The organism is Allobosea sp. (assembly GCF_035944895.1).
Lineage (GTDB): Bacteria > Pseudomonadota > Alphaproteobacteria > Rhizobiales > Beijerinckiaceae > Allobosea.
This window is the reverse complement of record NZ_DASZAT010000010.1, coordinates 588,681-606,546: the sequence shown is the minus strand read 5'-3', so window position 1 is coordinate 606,546 and position 17,866 is coordinate 588,681. Positions and strand designations below refer to the sequence as shown.

Below are 17,866 nucleotides of genomic sequence, written 5' to 3'. Positions count from 1 at the left end.
GATCATCATGCTCGTGACATCCAACAGGCTCGGACGTGGGCTGGGCTATTCCGTCGTGCTGGCCGGGTTGCTGGCGGGCACCGCCGCCTGGGCCGGGCCAACGCTCGACGCGATCAAGCAGCGCGGCTCCATCAAGGTTGGCGTCGGCACTTCGCCGGGCTTCTTCGCGCCGGACAGCAATGGCAAATGGCAGGGCTTCTTCGTCGATTTCGGCCGGGCGCTGGCGGTGACCGTGTTCGGTGATGCCGAGAAGGTCAGCTTCACCTCGTCCTCGCCGCAGCAGCGGCTGCCGGCGCTGCAGGCCGGCGAGTTCGACATCCTGCTCTCGGGCGTCACCCAGACGGCGACGCGCTCCTTCAAGCTCGGCTTCCATTTCGGCCCGATCGTCTTCTATGACGGCCAGGGCTTGCTGGTGAAGAAGGCGCTCGGCGTCAGCAAGGCAGCCGAACTCGACGGCGCCACGATCGGCATCCAGAGCGGCACGACCGGCGAACTCAACATCGCCGACTTCTTCCGCAAGACGAAGAAGAGCTTCAAGCCGGTGGTGATCGAGGAGACCAAGGAGTTCGTCAACGCGCTTGAATCCGGCCGCGTCGATGCGCTGACCCAGGATGCCTCGGACCTCGCCTTGCGCCGCATCCAGCTCGGCAAGCCGGACGACTATGTGCTGCTGCCGGAGCGCCTGTCGAAGGAGCCGTTGGCTCCGGCTGTCCGCTCGGGCGACGATCGCTGGCTCGAGATCGTCAACTGGACCGTCTACGCCACGATCCAGGCCGAGGAATACGGCATCACCCAGGCCAATATCGACGAGTTCCTGAAGAGCGAGGATCCCGGCATCAAGCGCTTCCTCGGCGTCGACAAGTCGCTCGGCGAAGCGCTCGAGCTCGATCCGAAGTTTGCCTACAACATCGTCAAGGCGGTCGGGAACTACGGCGAGATCTTCGAGCGCAATATCGGCAAGAAGAGCAAGGTCGGCTTCGAGCGCGGCTACAACCAGCCGTGGTCGCAGGGCGGGCTGCTCTATTCGCCGCCGTTCCGTTGAGCGTCGCTGCCCAGGGATGAATTCTCCCGCATCCTTGCAGGCGGCCGTGCCGGGCCCGAAAGGGCCCGGCTTCGTGCGTGCGCTGACCGAATGGTGGGGTGAGAAGCCGCTGACGCAGCTCGCGATCTTCGCGATCGTCGGTCTCGGCTTCGCGCTGCTCGGCGGCAACCTCGTACACAACATGGCGCGGGTCGGCCTGACGCCCGGCTTCGGCTTCCTCGGCCACGCCGCCAATTTCGAGATCGGCGAGGGGCTGATCGCCTATTCGGCCGGCGACAGCTATCTGCGCGCCATCACCGTTGGTCTGCTCAACACCGTGCGCGTCTCGCTGGCTGGCTGCATCCTCGCCACCATCCTCGGTGTCGCGCTCGGCATTGCCAGGCTCTCGTCGAACCCGCTGCTGTCGCGCCTGGTGCAGGCCTATGTCGAGATCGTTCGCAACACGCCATTGCTGCTGCAGATCTTCTTCTGGAACGCGCTGTTCCACGCCTTGCCCGGGCCACGACAGGCACTGGCGCCGTTGCCCGGCGTCCTGCTCAGCAATCGCGGCTTTTTCTTTCCCTTCATCGCCGATGACGGCGTGACCCCGGCGATCCTGACGAGCAGCTTCCTGCTCGCCGTGCTGGTCGGCGCCGCGCTGAAATGGCGAGCGCGCCGGACCGGCCGCTCGAACTTCAAGCGGAGTGCGGCACTGATCCTTGCCGCGGCGATATTGCCGGTGGCGATTGCCGCCGCTTTCGGTGCCACGCCAGCGATTGATCTGCCGAGGCTGGCCGGCTTCAATATCCGGGGCGGCATCTCGCTCTCGCCGGAATTCATGGCCCTGCTGATCGCGCTCGTCGTCAACACGTCGGCCAGCATCGCCGAGACCGTTCGTGCCGGCATCCTCTCCGTTTCGGCAGGGCAGTGGGAGGCGGGCCGGGCGCTCGGCCTGTCCTATGGCCGGATCATGCGGCTGATCGTGCTGCCGCAGGCCCTGCGCGTCATCATCCCGGTGATGACGTCGAGCTATCTCAGCCTGACCAAGAATTCGAGCCTGGCGGTCGCCATCGGCTTCCCCGATCTGGTCAACATCCTCAACACCACCGCCAACACCACCGGACAAGCGCTCGAAGCCATCCTGGTGATGATGCTGGCGTACCTTGCGCTGAGTCTGGCCGTTTCCATCGCGATGAACGCCTATAACCGGCGCTGGGCGCTGCGGGAGCGGTCCGCCGCATGAGCGCAATGACGGAGGAGGCTGCACTCGCCCCGCGAAGCGAGCGCTGGCGCAAGCTGCGCGATGGCCTCGTCGGCTCGCGTACCAATATCGCGATCACATTCGGGGTCGCCTTTCTCATACTATGGCTCGCACCGCCCTTCCTGCGCTGGTCCATCGTCGATGCGGTCTGGCAAGGTGATGCTGCTGCCTGCGCGGCGGCGGGGACAGGAGCGTGCTGGGCCTTCATCGGCGAGAAACTGCGCTTTATCACCTTCGGCTTCTATCCGCCGCATCTGCACTGGCGGGCCGGACTGGCGCTGCTCCTCATGCTGGCGCTGCTCGGTGTCACTGCCTGGCCGGGATACTGGGGGCGGCGCCTGCTCATTCTCTGGGGAGCCGCGCTGCTCGGCGTGCCGCTGCTCCTGCTTGGCTGGCCCGCCGGTGAGTTCGTGCCGACGGAGCGTTGGGGCGGGCTGCCGGTCACTTTCCTGCTGGCGATCGGCGCATTCGCGGGCGCTTTTCCGCTGGCGATCCTGCTGGCATTGGGCCGCCGCTCGACGATGGGCGGCGTACGGCTCCTTTGCATTATCTTCATCGAGGTGCTGCGCGGCGTGCCCTTCATCGCGGTGCTCTATGCCGCGACGCTGCTGTTCCCGCTGATGCTTCCGGCCGGCTCGGCGATCGACAAGTTCCTGCGGGCCGAGGTGGCGCTGGCGCTGTTCGTCGCCGCCTATCTCGCCGAGGTCGTCCGCGGTGGTTTGCAGGCTGTTCCGGCAGGCCAATACGAGGCGGCGAAGGCGCTGGGCCTGTCCTATTGGCGGACGATGCGCCTCGTCGTGCTGCCGCAGGCTCTGCGTGCGGTGATCCCGCCACTCGTCAATCTGGCGATCGGCATCTTCCAGGACACCACGCTGGTGATCATCATCGGCATGTTCGACTTCCTGAACACGGCGCGCGTCTCGGCGACGGATCCGAACTGGCTCGGCTTCTACCGGGAAGCCTATGTCTTCGCTGCCCTAGTCTACTTCATCGTCTGCTTCTGCGCCTCCCGCTACAGCCTGTGGCTGGAGGCCAGGCTGGCAGCAGGGCAGCGGACGCAGACCGGCGGCTAGCTGCCGCCGCATCTGCCGGACGCGGCGCAAATGACGGGCCGCCATGCCTCAATCCATCTGCCGGCGTTTCCGCCGCAGGTTCATATGGTGGCATCGGAGAAGCGCCCCGCCATGAAACTCGTCCAGAACGTCAGACAAGCGAGGACATCGTGACGTCCATCGCGGACACCCGCGGACAGCCTGAGGGAAGCGCTGTCCGCAACGCATTCCTGTTCGGCACGCCGCTGCTCGTCCTCGCGTTGGGGCACATGCTCTCCAACTTGCTGCGAACCCTGCCCGGGGTTGCCGCGGACGTCATCGCTGCCGACCTCGCGGTTTCGCCCGATACGCTGGCCAGCCTGACGGGGGCCTATCACTTCGCCTTCGCCGCCGGCCAGATCCCGGTCGGCGTCGCTCTTGACCGCTATGGCGTCCGTTCGGTCTCGCTGACGCTTTTCGCGATCGTGACCATCGGAGCCGTGCTGGCCGCCTGCATCGGGGGCGCGGCAGGCTTCCTGATCGCCCAGATCATTCTCGGCATCGGCTGCTGCGGCATGCTGCTCTGCCCGATGACATTGGCCGCCAAGACGCTCACGGCCGAGAAGTTCGGCTTGTGGTCCGGCCTGATCCAGGGCGTCGGCAATTCGGGGATGCTCCTCTCGGCGAGTCCCATGGCCTGGCTCGTCGAGCACCATGGCTGGCGCACCGGCTTCGGCCTCTCCGCCGCACTGGCGGTGACCGTTGCCTTTCTCGTCTGGCTGACCGTGCCGAAAGCCGCACCGGACACGAGCGAGCGCAAGGCCACGCTGCGCTCCGAGGCGCGGCAGGTCGTCAGGATCGGCCTCTCGCCGGCCGTGCGGGGCGTCGTGATCCTCGCTTTCGCCTCCTTCGCTGCGGGGATCGCGATAAGAGGGCTCTGGGGCGGCGTCTGGCTGATGGAGATCAAGCATGTCTCCCGGCTGGAAGCGGGCAACGCCCTGCTGCCCCTGACGCTCGCGCTCGTCGCCGGCCCGATGCTCTACGGTATCGCGGACCGGCGTTTCGGCCACCGCCGGCTCGTCCTGACGCTGACCCATCTCGTCGCAGCCGCTGTCTTGCTGGCGGTCGCCGCCGGCGGACCGAGTGGCCTTCTGTCGAGCGCAGTGGGAGTGGCGCAACTCCCGCCGGGCTTCGATGTCGCTGCGTTCTTCGTGCTCGGCGCAGCGCTGGCGTCGCAGCCGCTCCTGTTCGCGATGGCACGGGTCGTCGTCGCCCCGGAGAATGTCGGAAAGGCGCTTGCGGCCGTCAATCTCGCGTTCTTCGCGGGTGCCGCCATTCTTCAATCCGGCACGGGGCCGATCGCCGCGAGTTTCGGCGTCGGCGCGGTCATGGTCTTTCTGGCTATCGTCCTGATCGCGACAGCGACCGCGTTTGCAGTTCTGACGAGCCCCTCGCGAACCGCACGTTGACGGGCCGGCCTCAGGCCACCCCGAGCAGGCGAATGAGGCCGAGCGAGATCACCCCGAGCGCGAGAAGCGAGAGGACGACCGTGGCGGTGACGCGGGGGCCGGCCTTGGCGACGGAGCGGATGTCGACGCTGAGCCCGAGCGCCGCCATCGAGACGATCGTCAGCACATTCGCAACGGTGGCCAGCGGCGGCAGCAGGACCGCCGGAATGAGCCCGGCCGAGCGAAGCGCCGCCATCACCACGAAGCCGACGATGAACCAGGGCACGAGGCGATGGATCCCGATCGGGCGCGGCGCCGAATTCTCTGCCGTCCTCTGCGCGACCGGCTTGTCGGTCTCATCGCGCAGCCGGCTCGACAGCAGCGACAGCACGAGGATGACGGGCCCGAGCATCAGCACGCGCACCAGCTTGACCAGGGTGCCGATCTGGATCGCGGCGGCGCCTGCCGGCGCCGTGGCGGCGAGGACCTGGGGAACGGCATAGACCGTCAGGCCCGACAGGATGCCGAACTGATGGACGCTGAGGCCCAGCATCGGGATCAGCAGCGGCAGGCCAAGCACAACCACGACGCCGAGCACCGCGGTGAAGGCGATCGAGGCGGCGACGTCGTCGCCATCGGCGCCGATGACCGGAGCCGTAGCGGCGATTGCCGAGTTGCCGCAGATCGAATTGCCGCAGGCGACGAGGATCGCCATCCGCTTCGACAGCCCCAGCAGACGGCCGATGCCGTAGCTCAGGCCGATCGCGACGAAGACCACGGCGGCGATGCCGAGGAGGAGAGGGGCGCCGGTGGCGGCGACCGTGGCGGCGCTCAGGGAGGCGCCGAGCAGCACGACGGCGATCTCCAGCAGCGTCTTCGCCGAGAACGAGATGCCGGGGCGCCAGCGGCTATCGGGCTTCCAGAGGCTTCTGACCAGGGTGCCGAGCAGGATCGCCAGGACGAGCGCTTCGAGCCAGGCGCGCTGGAAGAACCAGGCTTCGAGATGTTCGGCGCCAAGCGCGGCGACCGAAACGGCCAGGCACAGCAGCAGGCCCGGGCCGATGCGCTTGGCGCCCGAGGCTGCCTGGTCAACCAAACTCGTCCGATCTGGGCTTTCGAGCGTCATCACAGTACCCGGCCATTGGATGCGCGGGTTCTGGGCTATTTGGCTTAAGCAATCCAACGTGTTGTTTTTCTTGTTTCAATCGGAAAAATCGATCATTCTTTGTGTGGCCTGTCTTGCGGCCGGAAACCGGGTGTTTGCCAGAGCCTGCTCGGGGCCGCGCGGAATGATCGACGCCCATGACACTCGAACAGCTTCGCATCTTCGTCGCGGTCGCCGAGCGCGAGCATGTCACGCGCGCGGCCGCAGAGTTGAACCTGACGCAGTCGGCAACGAGCGCTGCGATTGCGGCCCTCGAACATCGCCATGCGGTGAAGCTGTTCGACCGGGTCGGGCGCCGGATCGTGCTGACCGATGCGGGGCGCCTGTTGCTGACCGAGGCGCGCGCGATCCTCGCTCGCGCCGCGACGGGCGAGCGGGTCCTGTCCGACCTTGCCGGGCTGAAGCGCGGGCGGCTGTCCCTGGCCGCGAGCCAGACGGTCGGCAATTATTGGCTGCCGCGAAAGCTCGCTTTGTTTCGCGCCCGGCATCCGGGGATCGAGACGCCGCTGGTGATCGGCAATACCGAGACGGTCGCGGCCGCCATCCATGATGGTCTTGCCGATATCGGCTTCGTCGAGGGCGAGATCGACGATCCGCTGCTGGCGCAGGAGGCCGTCGCGACGGACGAGCTGGCGATCGTCGTCGCGCCCGGTCATCCCTGGGCGGGCAGGGCGCGGATCGATCCAGCGGAGTTCATCGAAAGTCCCTGGGTCCTGCGCGAGCTGGGTTCAGGGACGCGGCAGGCGCTCGAGGCGGTTCTCGCTGGCGCCGGGCGCTCGGTCGCCGATCTCGACGTCCTGCTGGAACTGCCCGCCAACGAAGCCGTGCGCACGGCTGTCGATGCAGGTTCCGCTGCCGCCCTGATGTCGAGGCTCGTCGTTGCCAACGCCTTGGGCTCGGGCCTGCTCGCAGAAGTCACGGCGGAGATCCCCTCCCGCCACTTCGTCATGCTGCGGCACAAGGAACGCTATGTCGGTCGGCCCGAGCAGGCCTTTCGCGCGCTTCTCGCTGGCGAGGCTGCCTAGTCATCCCTGCTGAGGAGCTTCGCAGGAGCACGCGCCGTGTCTGCTCAATTCCGGAGTTCGCCGTCGAACTGGCCGGCCTGGGTCGCATCTGCGACCGCGGACCTGATGACATCGGCCAGGCTAACGACTGCGGGGCGGCTGCGTTTGACCTTCGAGACTGCGAGGTGGAAATACAAGGTCAGGTCCGGCTCCGTCACGCGCCGTACGGCTAGCCTTGCCGGATCGTCGCCAGAGAGAAGGCTGCGCGGCACGATCGCCGCCGCTCGCCCCTCCTCGATCATCGGCCGGACCGCCAGGAAGTCGTCGACCTCGGCATAGATCTTCAAGGGGATGTCGTGCTCGCGGGCGCAAGCCTCGACGATGCGCCCGAGCGCATTCTGCCGGCTATGAACGAAGAGAGGGCCGGCGGCGGCCTCCGCAAAGGTGATGGTCGGTGGCACTGGTCCGTCGGCTCGCGCGACATGGAACAGGGGCGCGCGGGCCAATGTCTCGACGAGCGCGCCGGTGGCCGGGCGTTCCGAATTGAAGATGCCAATGTCGATCTCGTCGCGCGCCACCCATTCGGCGATGTGGAGGCTCGATCCACCGCGGGCGTGCAGTTCGATCTCGGGAAAGCGCTGGGTGAAGGCCGAGATGATCGGCGTCGCCAGCGGGATACTGATCGTGCCGGTCCAGGCCAGGCGGATCGAGCCGGCATAGCCGGCACGCCGGCCGACCAGGGCCTGCTTCGCCGCGTCGAGCCCTGCCATGTGCGGGGCGATCGCAGCCTGGAATGCTGCGCCGTCGCGCGTCAGCGAGACGCCGCGTCCGTCACGGTGGAAGAGGCGGGTCGCAAGCTCCTCTTCCAGTTGTCGGAGATCCCGGCTGAGGGCGGGCTGCGCCACGCCCAGATGCAGGGCGGCCTTCATCAGGCTGCCGGTCTCGGCGATCACCAGGAAGTTCTTGAGCTGCCGAAGCTTCACTCTGGTTATGCCTCTCGGATATAACAATTTGGTATATCTGAAACACAACTCCGGCCCTATGTGCAAGCGGCAAGCTTCGCTAGCTTCGGCGCACAACGACAGGCCCGGCACGCACCGGGCGGCACTGGCCATCGGGGAGAGGGACGATGTTGAGAACCGTGATGGCGGCCGGGCTGGCCGGATCGCTCTGCCTTGCGGCGTCCATCGGCCCGGCAGGGGCCGAAACGGTCCTCAAGATCAAGAACACCGGCGACATCAAGCAGCTCGATGCGCTCTTCACCTCGGCCTATCCGGTCCGGGACATGGCCTATCTGATCTACGACACGCTGTTCTCGCTGGACGGCAACTATCGCGCCCAGCCGCAGATGGTCGAAAGCCACACGCTCTCCGATGACGGCAAGACCTATGTCTTCAAGCTGCGCCAGGGCCTGAGCTTCCATGACGGCAAGCCCGTCACCGCTGCGGACTGCGTCGCCTCGATCGAACGCTGGATGAAGAAGGACAGTCTCGGGGCCGAGGTCGAGAAGCGTCTCGACGCGATCAGGGCGATCGATGCGACCTCGTTCGAGGTCCGGCTGAAGGAGCCCTTCGCCCGCCTGATCGACGGCTTCGCCCGCATGACCGCCTATCCGCTGTTCGTCATGCCGGAGCGGCTCGCCCGGACGCCGGCGACGACCGAGCTCAAGGAATTCGTCGGCTCCGGCCCGTTCAAGCTCTTGCCGGAGGAATGGGTTCCGGGCGTCAAGTTCGTCGTCGCCAGGCATGCGGGCTACAAGCCGCGCAGCGAGGCGCCGACCGGCCTTGCCGGCGGGAAAGCCGCCGGGGTCGATCGCATCGAGCGCATCCAGTTCAGCGATGATCTCAGCGCGGTCAACGCGCTGCTGGCCGGCGAGATCGACTATGTCGCCGAGGTGCCCGCCGAGATGCTGCCGGTGCTGGAGAAGGACAAGTCGATCCAGGTCGCTAAGGCGCCCATCCTCGGCAAGAACTTCCAGGTGGTGATCAATCACACCCAGCCGCCGATGGACAACGTCAAGATCAGGCAGGCCCTGCAATACGCGATCAGCCAGTCGGATTCGATGCAGGCCGTCTTCGGCGGCCGCAAGGACCTCTACCAGCTCTGCCCGGCGCTCTTCATGTGCGGCAGCCCCTATGAGACCGATGTCGGCAGCGAGCGCTTCATGAAGCAGGACTTCGAGAAGGCGAAGGCCCTGCTGAAGGAGGCCGGCTATGACGGGACGCCGATCGTCTATCTCCATCCGATGGATGCCAAGGTCCAGCGCGACGTCGGCACGGTGATGGTGAATGCGATGCGCAAGGCCGGCTTCACCGTCGAGGACGTGCAGATGGACACGGCGACGATGTTCACGCGCCGGACGAACAAGAACCCGCCGAAGCAGGGCGGCTGGAACGTCTTCATCACCGGTTTCGCCGGCGATGCGCTGATGGACCCGCTGACCAACCCCTATGTCACCGGCGCCTGCGAGAAGGCCTTCGTCGGCTGGCCCTGCGACAAGCCCCTGCAGGAGCTCTGGCAGAAATTCCTGCTGGCCTCCGACGATGCGGCGCGCAAGGCGATCGCTGTCGAGATGCAGGCGCGCTCGAACGAGATCGTGACCTATATCCCGCTGGGGCAGTTCAACGACCTGTCGGCCTGGCGCAAGAGCGTGTCGGGCTTCGTCCCGGGGGCAACCCTGACCTATTGGAACGTGCGCAAGTCCGACTGATCCTGTCGCACTGTCCAACTCGGCGGGCCGGGACGAAACGTCCGGCCCGTGCCTTCAAGGTCTGCTCATGGCGCGCTTTCTGTTCTCGCGGCTCCTGGCGACGCTGCCCGTCATGCTGACGGTCCTGGTCGTCGTCTTCATGCTCCTGCATATCGGGCCGGGCGATCCGGCGGCGGCCATGGCGGGAGACAATGCCAGTGCCGAGCAGATCGCGCAGATCCGCCAGCGGCTGCATCTCGACCAGCCGCTCGTGGTGCAATTCCTGATCTATCTGCGCCAGCTGACGCAGTTCGATCTCGGCGTCTCCGTCTATTCGGGCCGCCCGGTCGCGACGATGATCCTGCAGAGGGCCGAGCCGACCCTGATGCTGGCGCTTACGACTACGCTGCTCTCGGTCCTCGTCGCGGTGCCGGCGGGCGTGTTCGCCGCCCGGCGTCTCGGCCTGGTCACCGACTATGTCGTCATGGCGCTCTCGGTCGCAGGCTTCTCGATCCCGGTCTTCGTAATCGGCTACGCGCTGATGCAGGTCTTCGCGATCGAGCTTGGCTGGCTACCAGTGCAGGGCTATCGGCCGCTGGCGAGCGGGCTCTGGAACAGCCTGCGCAGCCTGACGCTGCCGACGGTGGCGCTCACTCTGCTCTTCGCCGCGCTGGTCGCCCGGATCACGCGGGCGACGCTGCTCAACGTCCTGTCGGAGGACTATATCCGGACCGCGCGGGCCAAGGGCCTGCCCGAGCGCAAGGTCGTCGCCACGCATGCGTTGAAAAATATCGGCGTGCCGGTGGTGACCGTTGTCGGCACTTCCTTCGCGGCCCTGCTCGGCGGCGTGGTCGTCACCGAATCCGTCTTCAACCTGCCGGGGATCGGGCGATTGACCGTCGATGCCATCCTGTCGCGCGACTACCCGGTCGTGCAGGGGGTGATGCTGGTCTTCGCCTTCGTCCTCGTCTTGGTGAACCTGCTCGTCGATCTCAGCTATGCGCTGTTCGACCCGCGGATCCGGCAGGACATGCGCTCATGAGCTCCCAGCCGCAAATGGTCCGCGCCGGTCGCTCCCTCAAGGCGTCGACGGTCGTGATCGGCCTGAGCTTCGCCATCGTCACGGCGGTCGCAGCCTGCGCGTTGCTGGCGCCGCCGATCCTCGGCTACAGCAGCGATCTCAACATGGGCGAGGCGCTGCAGCCGCCGGGCGCGACCCACTGGTTCGGCACGGACAATCTCGGCCGCGACATCTTCGTGCGGACGCTGTCGGGTGCCCGGACCTCGCTCATGGTCGGACTCGGCGTCTCGGTTTTGACCCTGCTAGCGGGCGGGCTGATCGGGCTGGTGGCCGGCTATGTCCGGCTGGCCGACACCGTGCTGATGCGCATCATGGACGGGCTGATGGCCATTCCGGGCGTGCTGCTGGCGATCGCGCTGGCCTCGCTGCTCGGCGGCGGCCTTGCGACCGTGATGATCGCGATCAGCGTGCCGGAGATCCCGCGGACAGCGCGGCTGATGCGCGGCGTGGTGCTCAGCCTGCGCGAGTTGCCCTATGTCGACGCGGCGATCGCGATCGGATCGAGCACGCCGCGCGTCCTTATCCGGCATATCCTGCCGAACGCGACCGAGGCCCTCGTGGTCCAGGCGACCTTCGTCTGCGCCTCGGCGATCCTCGCCGAAGCCATCCTCAGCTTCATCGGCGTCGGCATCTCGCCGGACCTGCCGAGCTGGGGCAACGTCATGGCGGGCGGGCGCCAGTTCTTCCGCGTCGCGCCCTGGATCATCGCCTTTCCCGGCCTGTTCCTGTCGCTGCTGGTGATCGCAATCAACGTGCTCGGCGATGCCCTGCGCGAGCGCATCGATCCCCGCCTCTCCGGACGGAGAGCGTGATGACGACCCGGCGCGCGCCTCGTCCGCATTCTCGCTGCCGTTCCCTGCTCATGAGGCCCGTTCCGTGAACCGGCATCCTTCGATCGCTCCTGTCGCCACGCCGTCCCTCCCTGCGGAATGGACCACCACGCGCTATGACGACGACGTGCTCGCGGTGCGCGGCCAGATCATGCGCCGGCGCTTCGCCGGCAAGCCGGTTGTCTTCTTCGGCTCGTCCTCCTTCCGCTACTGGGACCGGATGGCCGAGGATTTCGGCTCGCTGGAGGTCGCCAATCTCGGCTTCGGCGGCGGCACGGCCGAGAGCGGCCTGCGCTATTGCGACGCCCTGCTCGATCTCGTCGAGCCCGGGCGGATCGTGCTCTATTTCGGCGAGAACGACATCGCTAATGACGGGCTCGACGCCGGCTCGGCCTTCGAAGCGCTGGAACGTTTGACGCTGCGGCTCCGGGAGAAGTTCGGCGCCGTCCCGATCCACCGCCTCTCGATCAAGCACAGTCCTGGACGCTGGCTCCATGCCGGCGAGTTCGACGCCTTCAACGCGCTGCTCAGGGACAGCCATGCAGGCGATCAGGCCGGCGGCTATGTCGATGTCGGCAGCTGCCTGATCGGGCGGAACGGCCGGCCGATGGGCCGCTATTACGAGGCTGACGGCGTCCATCTGAATGCGGCGGGCTACGCACTTTGGGCCGGTGTGCTCGCCGACGTCATCGGTGTTCCAGCGGACGCGGCGAGGTGAGCTGTCGCGATGTTTCCAGCGGCGGCTTCAGGTTCTGTCGTCCGTCGCGGCGATCACCGCATCGACATCCGTGACGACACAGACGTTCTGCAGCGCATAATTGACCGAAGCGGTGTGCCATTCGGCGTTCATCGTTGAGCAGGCGTCTTCCGGCACCAGCATGAAATAGCCCTTGTCGGCGCCGGTGCGGGCGGTGTGCTCGATCGACATGTTGGTCCAGGCGCCGGTGACGATGACGATGTCGCGGCCGAGCGCCTTCAACACCGTCTCCAACCGCGTGCCCTCCCAGGCGCTCATGCGCTGCTTCTCGACGACATGGTCGCCGGTTTGCGCCTCCAGGCCCGGCACGGCTGCGGCACCCCATGTGCCGCGCACCAGCGCCCTGGCGTCGGCGAGCCCTTCGAACAGTGGTGCGTTCATGGTGACGCCCGGCGTGCCGGCTTCGACGATGAACCAGACATGGATCACCGGGATGCCGCGCGCCCGCGCCGCTTGCGCCAGGCGCGCGCCATTGGCGATCGCGTTCTGCTGTCGGCAATGCTCCGGCGAGCCCGAAGCGGCGAAGGCGCCGCCCTCCATGACGACGTCGTTCTGCATGTCCTGGATGATCAGGGCACAGCGCGACGGGTCGAGCCGGTAGCCGGCGGCAGCCTTCTTCACGCCGCTCGCCGAAATGGAGGCGGCAGGGCCAGCATCGGCCATCGGCCTCTCCGTCGGCGCGTTGCGGCTCGAATGCGCGCTCCCACCCGCCTTCATATAGGGCTCGATCCGCGACCCGACCTTGGTCTCGACCGCATAGAGCGAATGGCTCGCGGTGAGGAAGAGCGTGCGCCAGTCCGGGCCGCCCCAGGTCAGATTGCCGACGAGCTCGGGCACGCGCAGCTTGCCGATCAGCTCGCCCTTGATCGAGTAGACCCAGACGCCGCCCGGGCCGGTGACCCAGATATTGCCCTGCGCATCGCATTTCATCCCGTCGGGGACACCGGGTTCGGAGCCGACGATGCCGGAGGCAAAGATGCGGCCGGAGGCGAGCCGGCCATTGGGCTTGACGTCGAAGACGCGGATATTGTGCTGGACCGTGTCGTTGACGAAGAGCCGGTCTTCCGTGGGGCAGAAGCAGAGCCCGTTCGGCTGGTCGAAGAGATAGCGGTCGACCAGGAGCTGCGGCGCTCCGCCCTCCGGGGGAATGCGATAGACGCCCTGGAAGCCGAGCTGGCGTGGCCGCTCGACGCCGAAGACCGGCATGCGGCCATACCAGGGGTCGGAGAAGTAGATCGCGCCGTCCGATTTCACCACGACGTCGTTCGGGCTGTTGAGCTCCATGCCCTCAAAATGCGAGGCGATGACCTCGCGCTGCCCGTCCGGCCGCTCGCGTACCAGCGACGAGGTCGCGTGCTCGCAGACGATCAGGTTCAGTGCGGCGTCGTAGGTCATGCCGTTGCATTTGTTCGCCGGCCGCCTGACCTCGCGCACGCCGCCCTTATCCCAGCGGCGGCGGACATCACCCGGCATGTCCGAGAACAGCAGATGCTGTTCCTGCGGATGCCAGATCGGTCCCTCGCAGAATTCGAAGCCGGTGCCGAGCTGACGCACCGGCGCCCAGAGGTCGATCAGGTCCGCGAAGCCGGGCTGGACGGCGGTGTGGGTGGTCATGGAACACCGTGAATAGCGTTGGCAGACTTCGGCTGGCCGAGACGGGCCTCTGTTGGGATCCTCCAGCCCTCATCCTGAGGAGCGCCCGCAGGGCGCGTCTCGAAGGATGCTCCAGTTGGTTCCAGCGCTTGCTGAACCATCCTTCGAGACGCCGCTGCGCGGCTCCTCAGGATGAGGGCTGGGGAAAGCGAGCATCTTTCCCCGACAGCTGAAATGGTACTCACGCCGCGAACCAGTTGCGCGCCGGCAGCGACTGCACCACCGGGCCGGGCACCGCCATGTCCATGCGGCCGACGACCTGGCCATGGGCGATCTTGGCCGGCTTGTCGTGCACCGGCAGCAGGAAGGCGCCGTTGGCGAGCAGCTTCTTGATCGCCGCCTTCTCCTCGCGCTTGGAAACGCCGTGATTGCCGGTGGTGCGCGGCTCGTTGGCGTGGAGCTCGTGGAAGGGGGAGACGATCTGGTCGTTGAAATCGTAGATCACGTCGCCGCAGATGATGGCGCGGCCTTCGTTCGTATCGACATGGACGTTCATCGAGCCTTCGGTATGAGCGCCGGCGGCTTCGAGATAGCAGCCGGGGAAGAGCTCGATCATTCCCGAGAGTTCGAGGTCCTCGAAGCGCAGCGCATCGCGGGTGTGCAAACGGTCGATCAGGTGCTTGATGTCGGGCGCGGGGTATTGCGGGTGCATCAGCCCGGAGACGGAGTATTCGAGCTCGCGCCGGTTGACGAGCACGGTGGTGTTCATCGGGAAGAGCTCGTCCTTCCCGGCATGGTCGATATGGAGATGGGTGTGCATGACATAGCGCACATCGCCCATCCGCACGCCGTGTTTGGCGAGCTGGTTCTCGATCATGTTCTCGTGGAACTGGAGGCCGCGCATGCCGAGGCTCTCCATGATCTGGTTGTGGCGGTAGCCGGTGTCGACCACCACCGGCCAGGGCCCGCCGAGGATCAGGAAGCCATAGGTCGGCACACGGCGGGTGCGGCCGCAATCGCGGCCGAGGACGAGGAAGCTCGATTCCAGCTCGATATCGCCATAGTCGAGGATCTTGATTTCGAGGGCCATGAACGTCCTCCCCTTGATTATTGGCCGAGGCGGTAGACCCGCCTCGCGGTCTCGTTGAACACGGCGGCCAGCGCGGCTTGCGGCACGGCGGCGCGATGTGCGGCGATCAGCTCGGCATAGGAGGTCCAAAGCTTCTCGATCGGGAAATTGGAGCCGAACAGGCAGCGCTTGGGGCCGAATAAGGCAAGCGTCTCGCCGATGATGAAGGCGATCTGCTCCGGATCGTTCCGACGCTGGAAGGTGCCGAGGCCAGAAAGTTTGCTGACGATGTTGGGCTGGGCTGCGAGCAGCCTCATGCCCTCGCGCCAGGCGGCGATGCCCTCCGGCGAAAGGTCCTCCAGCATGCCGGCATGCTGGAGGACGAAGGTCACCTTCGGGCAGGCGGCGGCGAGCTCGGCCGCGCCCGCCATCTGGCCGGCGAAGACCTGGAGGTCGAAGCTGAAGCCGTACTCCGCCAGCCGCCCGACATTGGCGATCAAGCTCGGGTCGCGGGCGAGATCGGGCCCGCTGGCGAAGCGGTAGAGCGTGTTCTCGTGCCAGTGCAGTTGCATGCGCACGCCGCGCACACGGGCATTGCGGGCGAGCAGGTCGAGCTGCGGACGCGCATCCTGCGCCAGCATGTCGGCATAGGCGACGATGGCGATAGGGAAGCCGGTTTCGTCAGAGGCCTGCGAGACGTAGGCGACCTCGTCGAGATAACGGTCGGTCGCCCAGTTGGCCTGGACATAGACGGCTTGCGTCACGCCTGCCGGCCGGCAATCCCCGAGGTATTCGGCGATCGGATAGTCGCGGCGGATCGGCTCATAGGGTCCGAAGATGCGTGGCTGCATCGGGCCGAGCAGCCAGGGCAGGTCGGCCTGCCGCCAGATGTGGAAATGGGAATCGACGAGACCGGTCATGCGGCTAGCGAGCCTCCGAGTGACAGGATGTGCCGGCAGATCCGCGCCGTGCTGGCGCCATCCGAGAGGCTGGCGAGGCGCGGCGCGATCAGCCGGAGCGCTTCGGTCTCGGGCCGGTAGCCGGGATCGGCGGCGAGCGGCGTCAGCCAGTCGATGCGATGGGCGCGCTGGGCCAGCCTTGCGACGGCTGTGACCAGCGCCGATGGGTCGCCGCGTTCGAGGCCGTCGGAAAGCACGACGACGACGGCGCCGCGCGCGTAGGCAGCGAAGCGCGGCACGGCGAGGAAGGCCTGCAGCGCATCGCCGATGCGGGTGCCGCCATCCCAGTCGGCGACGAGGCCGGAGGCCTCGGCCAGCGCCTGTTCACGGCGCTTGCGCCTGAGCGCCCGGGTCACGCGGGTGAGGCGGGTTCCGAAGGTGAAGACCTCGACCTGCCGGGTCGCGTGGATGATCGTATGCGCCAGCGCGAGATTGGCGTCGCTGCGCTGCTTCATCGAGCCGGAGACGTCGATCAGCAGCAGGATCGGCCGCGGCCGCGTCACGCGCCGGAGCCGCTTCAGGCTCATCACCTCGCCGTCATGGCGGATTGCGTCCTTGAGGCTGCGGGCGAGATCGACCATCGGCCCGCGGCGCGCAGCCCGGTGGCGATAGCCACGCCGACGCGGCAGGGCGGCCGGCAGCGCCCGGCCGAAACGGCGCAAGGTCTCGTTGTCGTCGAGCGCCTTGAGCTGGCGGATCGACAGGGCTTCCGCCCCGGTCGCGACCTGGCCGGTTTCGTTGGCCTCCTCGCCGATCAGCACCTCGCGCGAGCCGGAATCCTCCTGGACCGAGATGTCCTCGTCCGGCGCGAAATCGTCATCGCCCGGCTCGGCGAGGGCGCCGCCAAGGAAATGCAGGTCGAACAGCGCATCGAAGCGCTCGCGCTGCTCGGGGTGGGGGGCGAGCGTCGCGATCGCGGCCTTGCGGACATGTTCGACGCTGCGCGGCCCGAGCAGCTCGATCGCCATCAGGAAGCTGCTCGTCTGCTCGGGCGCGACCGCGATGCCGTGCTCACGCAGCAGCGCCGGGAAGGCGACGAAGAGCCTGATGGCAGGAGGCAGAGGCGCGATCATGCAGCCAGCCCCGGAATGAACAGCGGCAGACGCGGACGCAAGTGAGCGAGGTCTTCCTCGTCCTTGATCGCGGCGCCGAGCGAGCGGCGAAAGGCTTCCGGCCAGGGCGCGCCGCTCTGCGCCAGCGCGGTCGCGGCCTCGGCCCAGTCGACCGCCTCGGCGACGCCCGGCGGCTTGGCGAGCGGCTCCTCTCGCAACAGCCCGACGGCATGGACGACGGCACGCGCCGTGCTCTCGGCGACGGCGGAGGAGCGCAGCATGATGATCTGCGCCTCCCGTTCGGGCTCCGGATAGGCGATGTAGTGGTAGACGCAGCGGCGTCTGAGCGCCTCGTGCAGCTCGCGGGTGCGGTTCGAGGTCAGGATCACCACCGGCCGCTCGGGTGCACGTAAGGTGCCGCGCTCGGGGATCGAGATCGAGAAATCCGAGAGGAATTCGAGCAGGAAGGCCTCGAATTCGTGGTCCGAGCGGTCGATCTCGTCGATCAGCAGCACGACCTGATCCGGCCGGCGCAGCGCCGTCAGCATCGGCCGCTCGATCAGGAAGTCGTCGCGATAGATGTCGAGCTGCTCACCCTCCTTGGCCTGGCGGATGGCGAGCATCTGGCGCGGGTAGTTCCATTCGTAGAGCGCGGCCGCCGCGTCGATGCCCTCGAAGCATTGCAGGCGGATGAGCTGGCGCCCGAGGATGCCGGCGAGCGCCTTGGCGGCCTCGGTCTTGCCGACGCCGGGCGCGCCCTCCAGCAGCAGCGGCTTGCCGAGCGCGAGCGAGAGGTAGCCGGCCGTCGCGATGCCGTCATCGGCGAGATACATCGCCGCCTGCAGGGCCTCGGCGAGGTCCTCGGGGCTGGAGATGCCGGCGACGGTCGTCCTCAGCGCCATCGGT

At 67.1% G+C, this 17,866-nt stretch carries 16 protein-coding genes; 9 read left to right on the top strand and 7 right to left on the bottom strand.

What is annotated here, in order from left to right:
- Window positions 1-7 precede the first annotated feature (7 nt).
- The 4 genes from VGV58_RS18530 (at window position 8) to VGV58_RS18515 (ending at window position 4,782) form a co-directional block, all read left to right on the top strand.
- On the top strand, window positions 8-1,042 hold the full coding sequence (locus VGV58_RS18530) for an amino acid ABC transporter substrate-binding protein (RefSeq protein ID WP_326875500.1): 1,035 nt from the start codon (window positions 8-10) through the stop codon (window positions 1,040-1,042).
- A gap of 73 nt (window positions 1,043-1,115) precedes the next feature.
- Window positions 1,116-2,264: an amino acid ABC transporter permease gene (locus VGV58_RS18525; protein ID WP_326875499.1), complete on the top strand. Its 1,149-nt coding sequence runs from the start codon at window positions 1,116-1,118 to the stop codon at window positions 2,262-2,264.
- Complete coding sequence (locus VGV58_RS18520; protein ID WP_326875498.1) at window positions 2,261-3,355, top strand: amino acid ABC transporter permease; 1,095 nt, start codon at window positions 2,261-2,263, stop codon at window positions 3,353-3,355. Before VGV58_RS18525 ends, VGV58_RS18520 begins: the two co-directional genes overlap by 4 nt.
- Before the next feature lie 149 nt (window positions 3,356-3,504).
- Complete coding sequence (locus VGV58_RS18515) at window positions 3,505-4,782, top strand: MFS transporter (RefSeq protein WP_326875497.1); 1,278 nt, start codon at window positions 3,505-3,507, stop codon at window positions 4,780-4,782.
- 10 nt (window positions 4,783-4,792) lie between these two features.
- Here VGV58_RS18515 and VGV58_RS18510 read toward each other — a convergent pair whose 3' ends face one another.
- Window positions 4,793-5,887, bottom strand: a complete 1,095-nt coding sequence (locus VGV58_RS18510) for a YeiH family protein (protein WP_326875496.1) — start codon at window positions 5,885-5,887, stop codon at window positions 4,793-4,795.
- Between the two features lie 176 nt (window positions 5,888-6,063).
- On the opposite strand from VGV58_RS18510, the gene VGV58_RS18505 reads away from it, so the two are divergent.
- Window positions 6,064-6,951: a LysR family transcriptional regulator gene (locus VGV58_RS18505; RefSeq protein ID WP_326875495.1), complete on the top strand. Its 888-nt coding sequence runs from the start codon at window positions 6,064-6,066 to the stop codon at window positions 6,949-6,951.
- Between the two features lie 44 nt (window positions 6,952-6,995).
- On the opposite strand, the gene VGV58_RS18500 is transcribed toward VGV58_RS18505, so the two are convergent.
- Window positions 6,996-7,913, bottom strand: a complete 918-nt coding sequence (locus VGV58_RS18500; protein ID WP_326875494.1) for a LysR family transcriptional regulator — start codon at window positions 7,911-7,913, stop codon at window positions 6,996-6,998.
- Between the two features lie 146 nt (window positions 7,914-8,059).
- On the opposite strand from VGV58_RS18500, the gene VGV58_RS18495 reads away from it, so the two are divergent.
- From VGV58_RS18495 to VGV58_RS18480, 4 genes are all read left to right on the top strand, one after another.
- On the top strand, window positions 8,060-9,640 hold the full coding sequence (locus VGV58_RS18495; protein WP_326875493.1) for an ABC transporter substrate-binding protein: 1,581 nt from the start codon (window positions 8,060-8,062) through the stop codon (window positions 9,638-9,640).
- A gap of 67 nt (window positions 9,641-9,707) precedes the next feature.
- Complete coding sequence (locus VGV58_RS18490; protein WP_326875492.1) at window positions 9,708-10,661, top strand: ABC transporter permease; 954 nt, start codon at window positions 9,708-9,710, stop codon at window positions 10,659-10,661.
- Window positions 10,658-11,512 (top strand): ABC transporter permease, encoded by an 855-nt coding sequence (locus VGV58_RS18485; RefSeq protein WP_326875491.1) that lies wholly within the window; start codon window positions 10,658-10,660, stop codon window positions 11,510-11,512. The genes VGV58_RS18490 and VGV58_RS18485 overlap by 4 nt, the downstream gene beginning before the upstream one ends.
- A 64-nt stretch (window positions 11,513-11,576) precedes the next feature.
- Window positions 11,577-12,248 (top strand): GDSL-type esterase/lipase family protein, encoded by a 672-nt coding sequence (locus VGV58_RS18480; RefSeq protein WP_326875490.1) that lies wholly within the window; start codon window positions 11,577-11,579, stop codon window positions 12,246-12,248.
- A gap of 27 nt (window positions 12,249-12,275) precedes the next feature.
- Here VGV58_RS18480 and VGV58_RS18475 read toward each other — a convergent pair whose 3' ends face one another.
- The 5 genes from VGV58_RS18475 to VGV58_RS18455 form a co-directional block, all read right to left on the bottom strand.
- Entirely contained in the window at window positions 12,276-13,901 is a 1,626-nt protein-coding gene (locus VGV58_RS18475) for an isochorismatase family protein (protein ID WP_326875489.1), read from the bottom strand.
- 220 nt (window positions 13,902-14,121) lie between these two features.
- Window positions 14,122-14,970, bottom strand: a complete 849-nt coding sequence (locus VGV58_RS18470) for an N-acyl homoserine lactonase family protein (protein WP_126111056.1) — start codon at window positions 14,968-14,970, stop codon at window positions 14,122-14,124.
- Window positions 14,971-14,987: 17 nt separating this feature from the next.
- Window positions 14,988-15,869 carry an amidohydrolase family protein gene (locus VGV58_RS18465; RefSeq protein ID WP_326875488.1) on the bottom strand — a complete coding sequence of 294 codons (882 nt, stop codon included), beginning with the start codon at window positions 15,867-15,869 and terminating at the stop codon, window positions 14,988-14,990.
- Window positions 15,866-16,981, bottom strand: coding sequence for a vWA domain-containing protein (locus VGV58_RS18460; RefSeq protein WP_326875487.1), 1,116 nt, complete (start codon window positions 16,979-16,981; stop codon window positions 15,866-15,868). The genes VGV58_RS18465 and VGV58_RS18460 overlap by 4 nt, the downstream gene beginning before the upstream one ends.
- On the bottom strand, window positions 16,978-17,862 hold the full coding sequence (locus VGV58_RS18455) for an AAA family ATPase (protein ID WP_326875486.1): 885 nt from the start codon (window positions 17,860-17,862) through the stop codon (window positions 16,978-16,980). The genes VGV58_RS18460 and VGV58_RS18455 overlap by 4 nt, the downstream gene beginning before the upstream one ends.
- Window positions 17,863-17,866 lie beyond the last annotated feature (4 nt).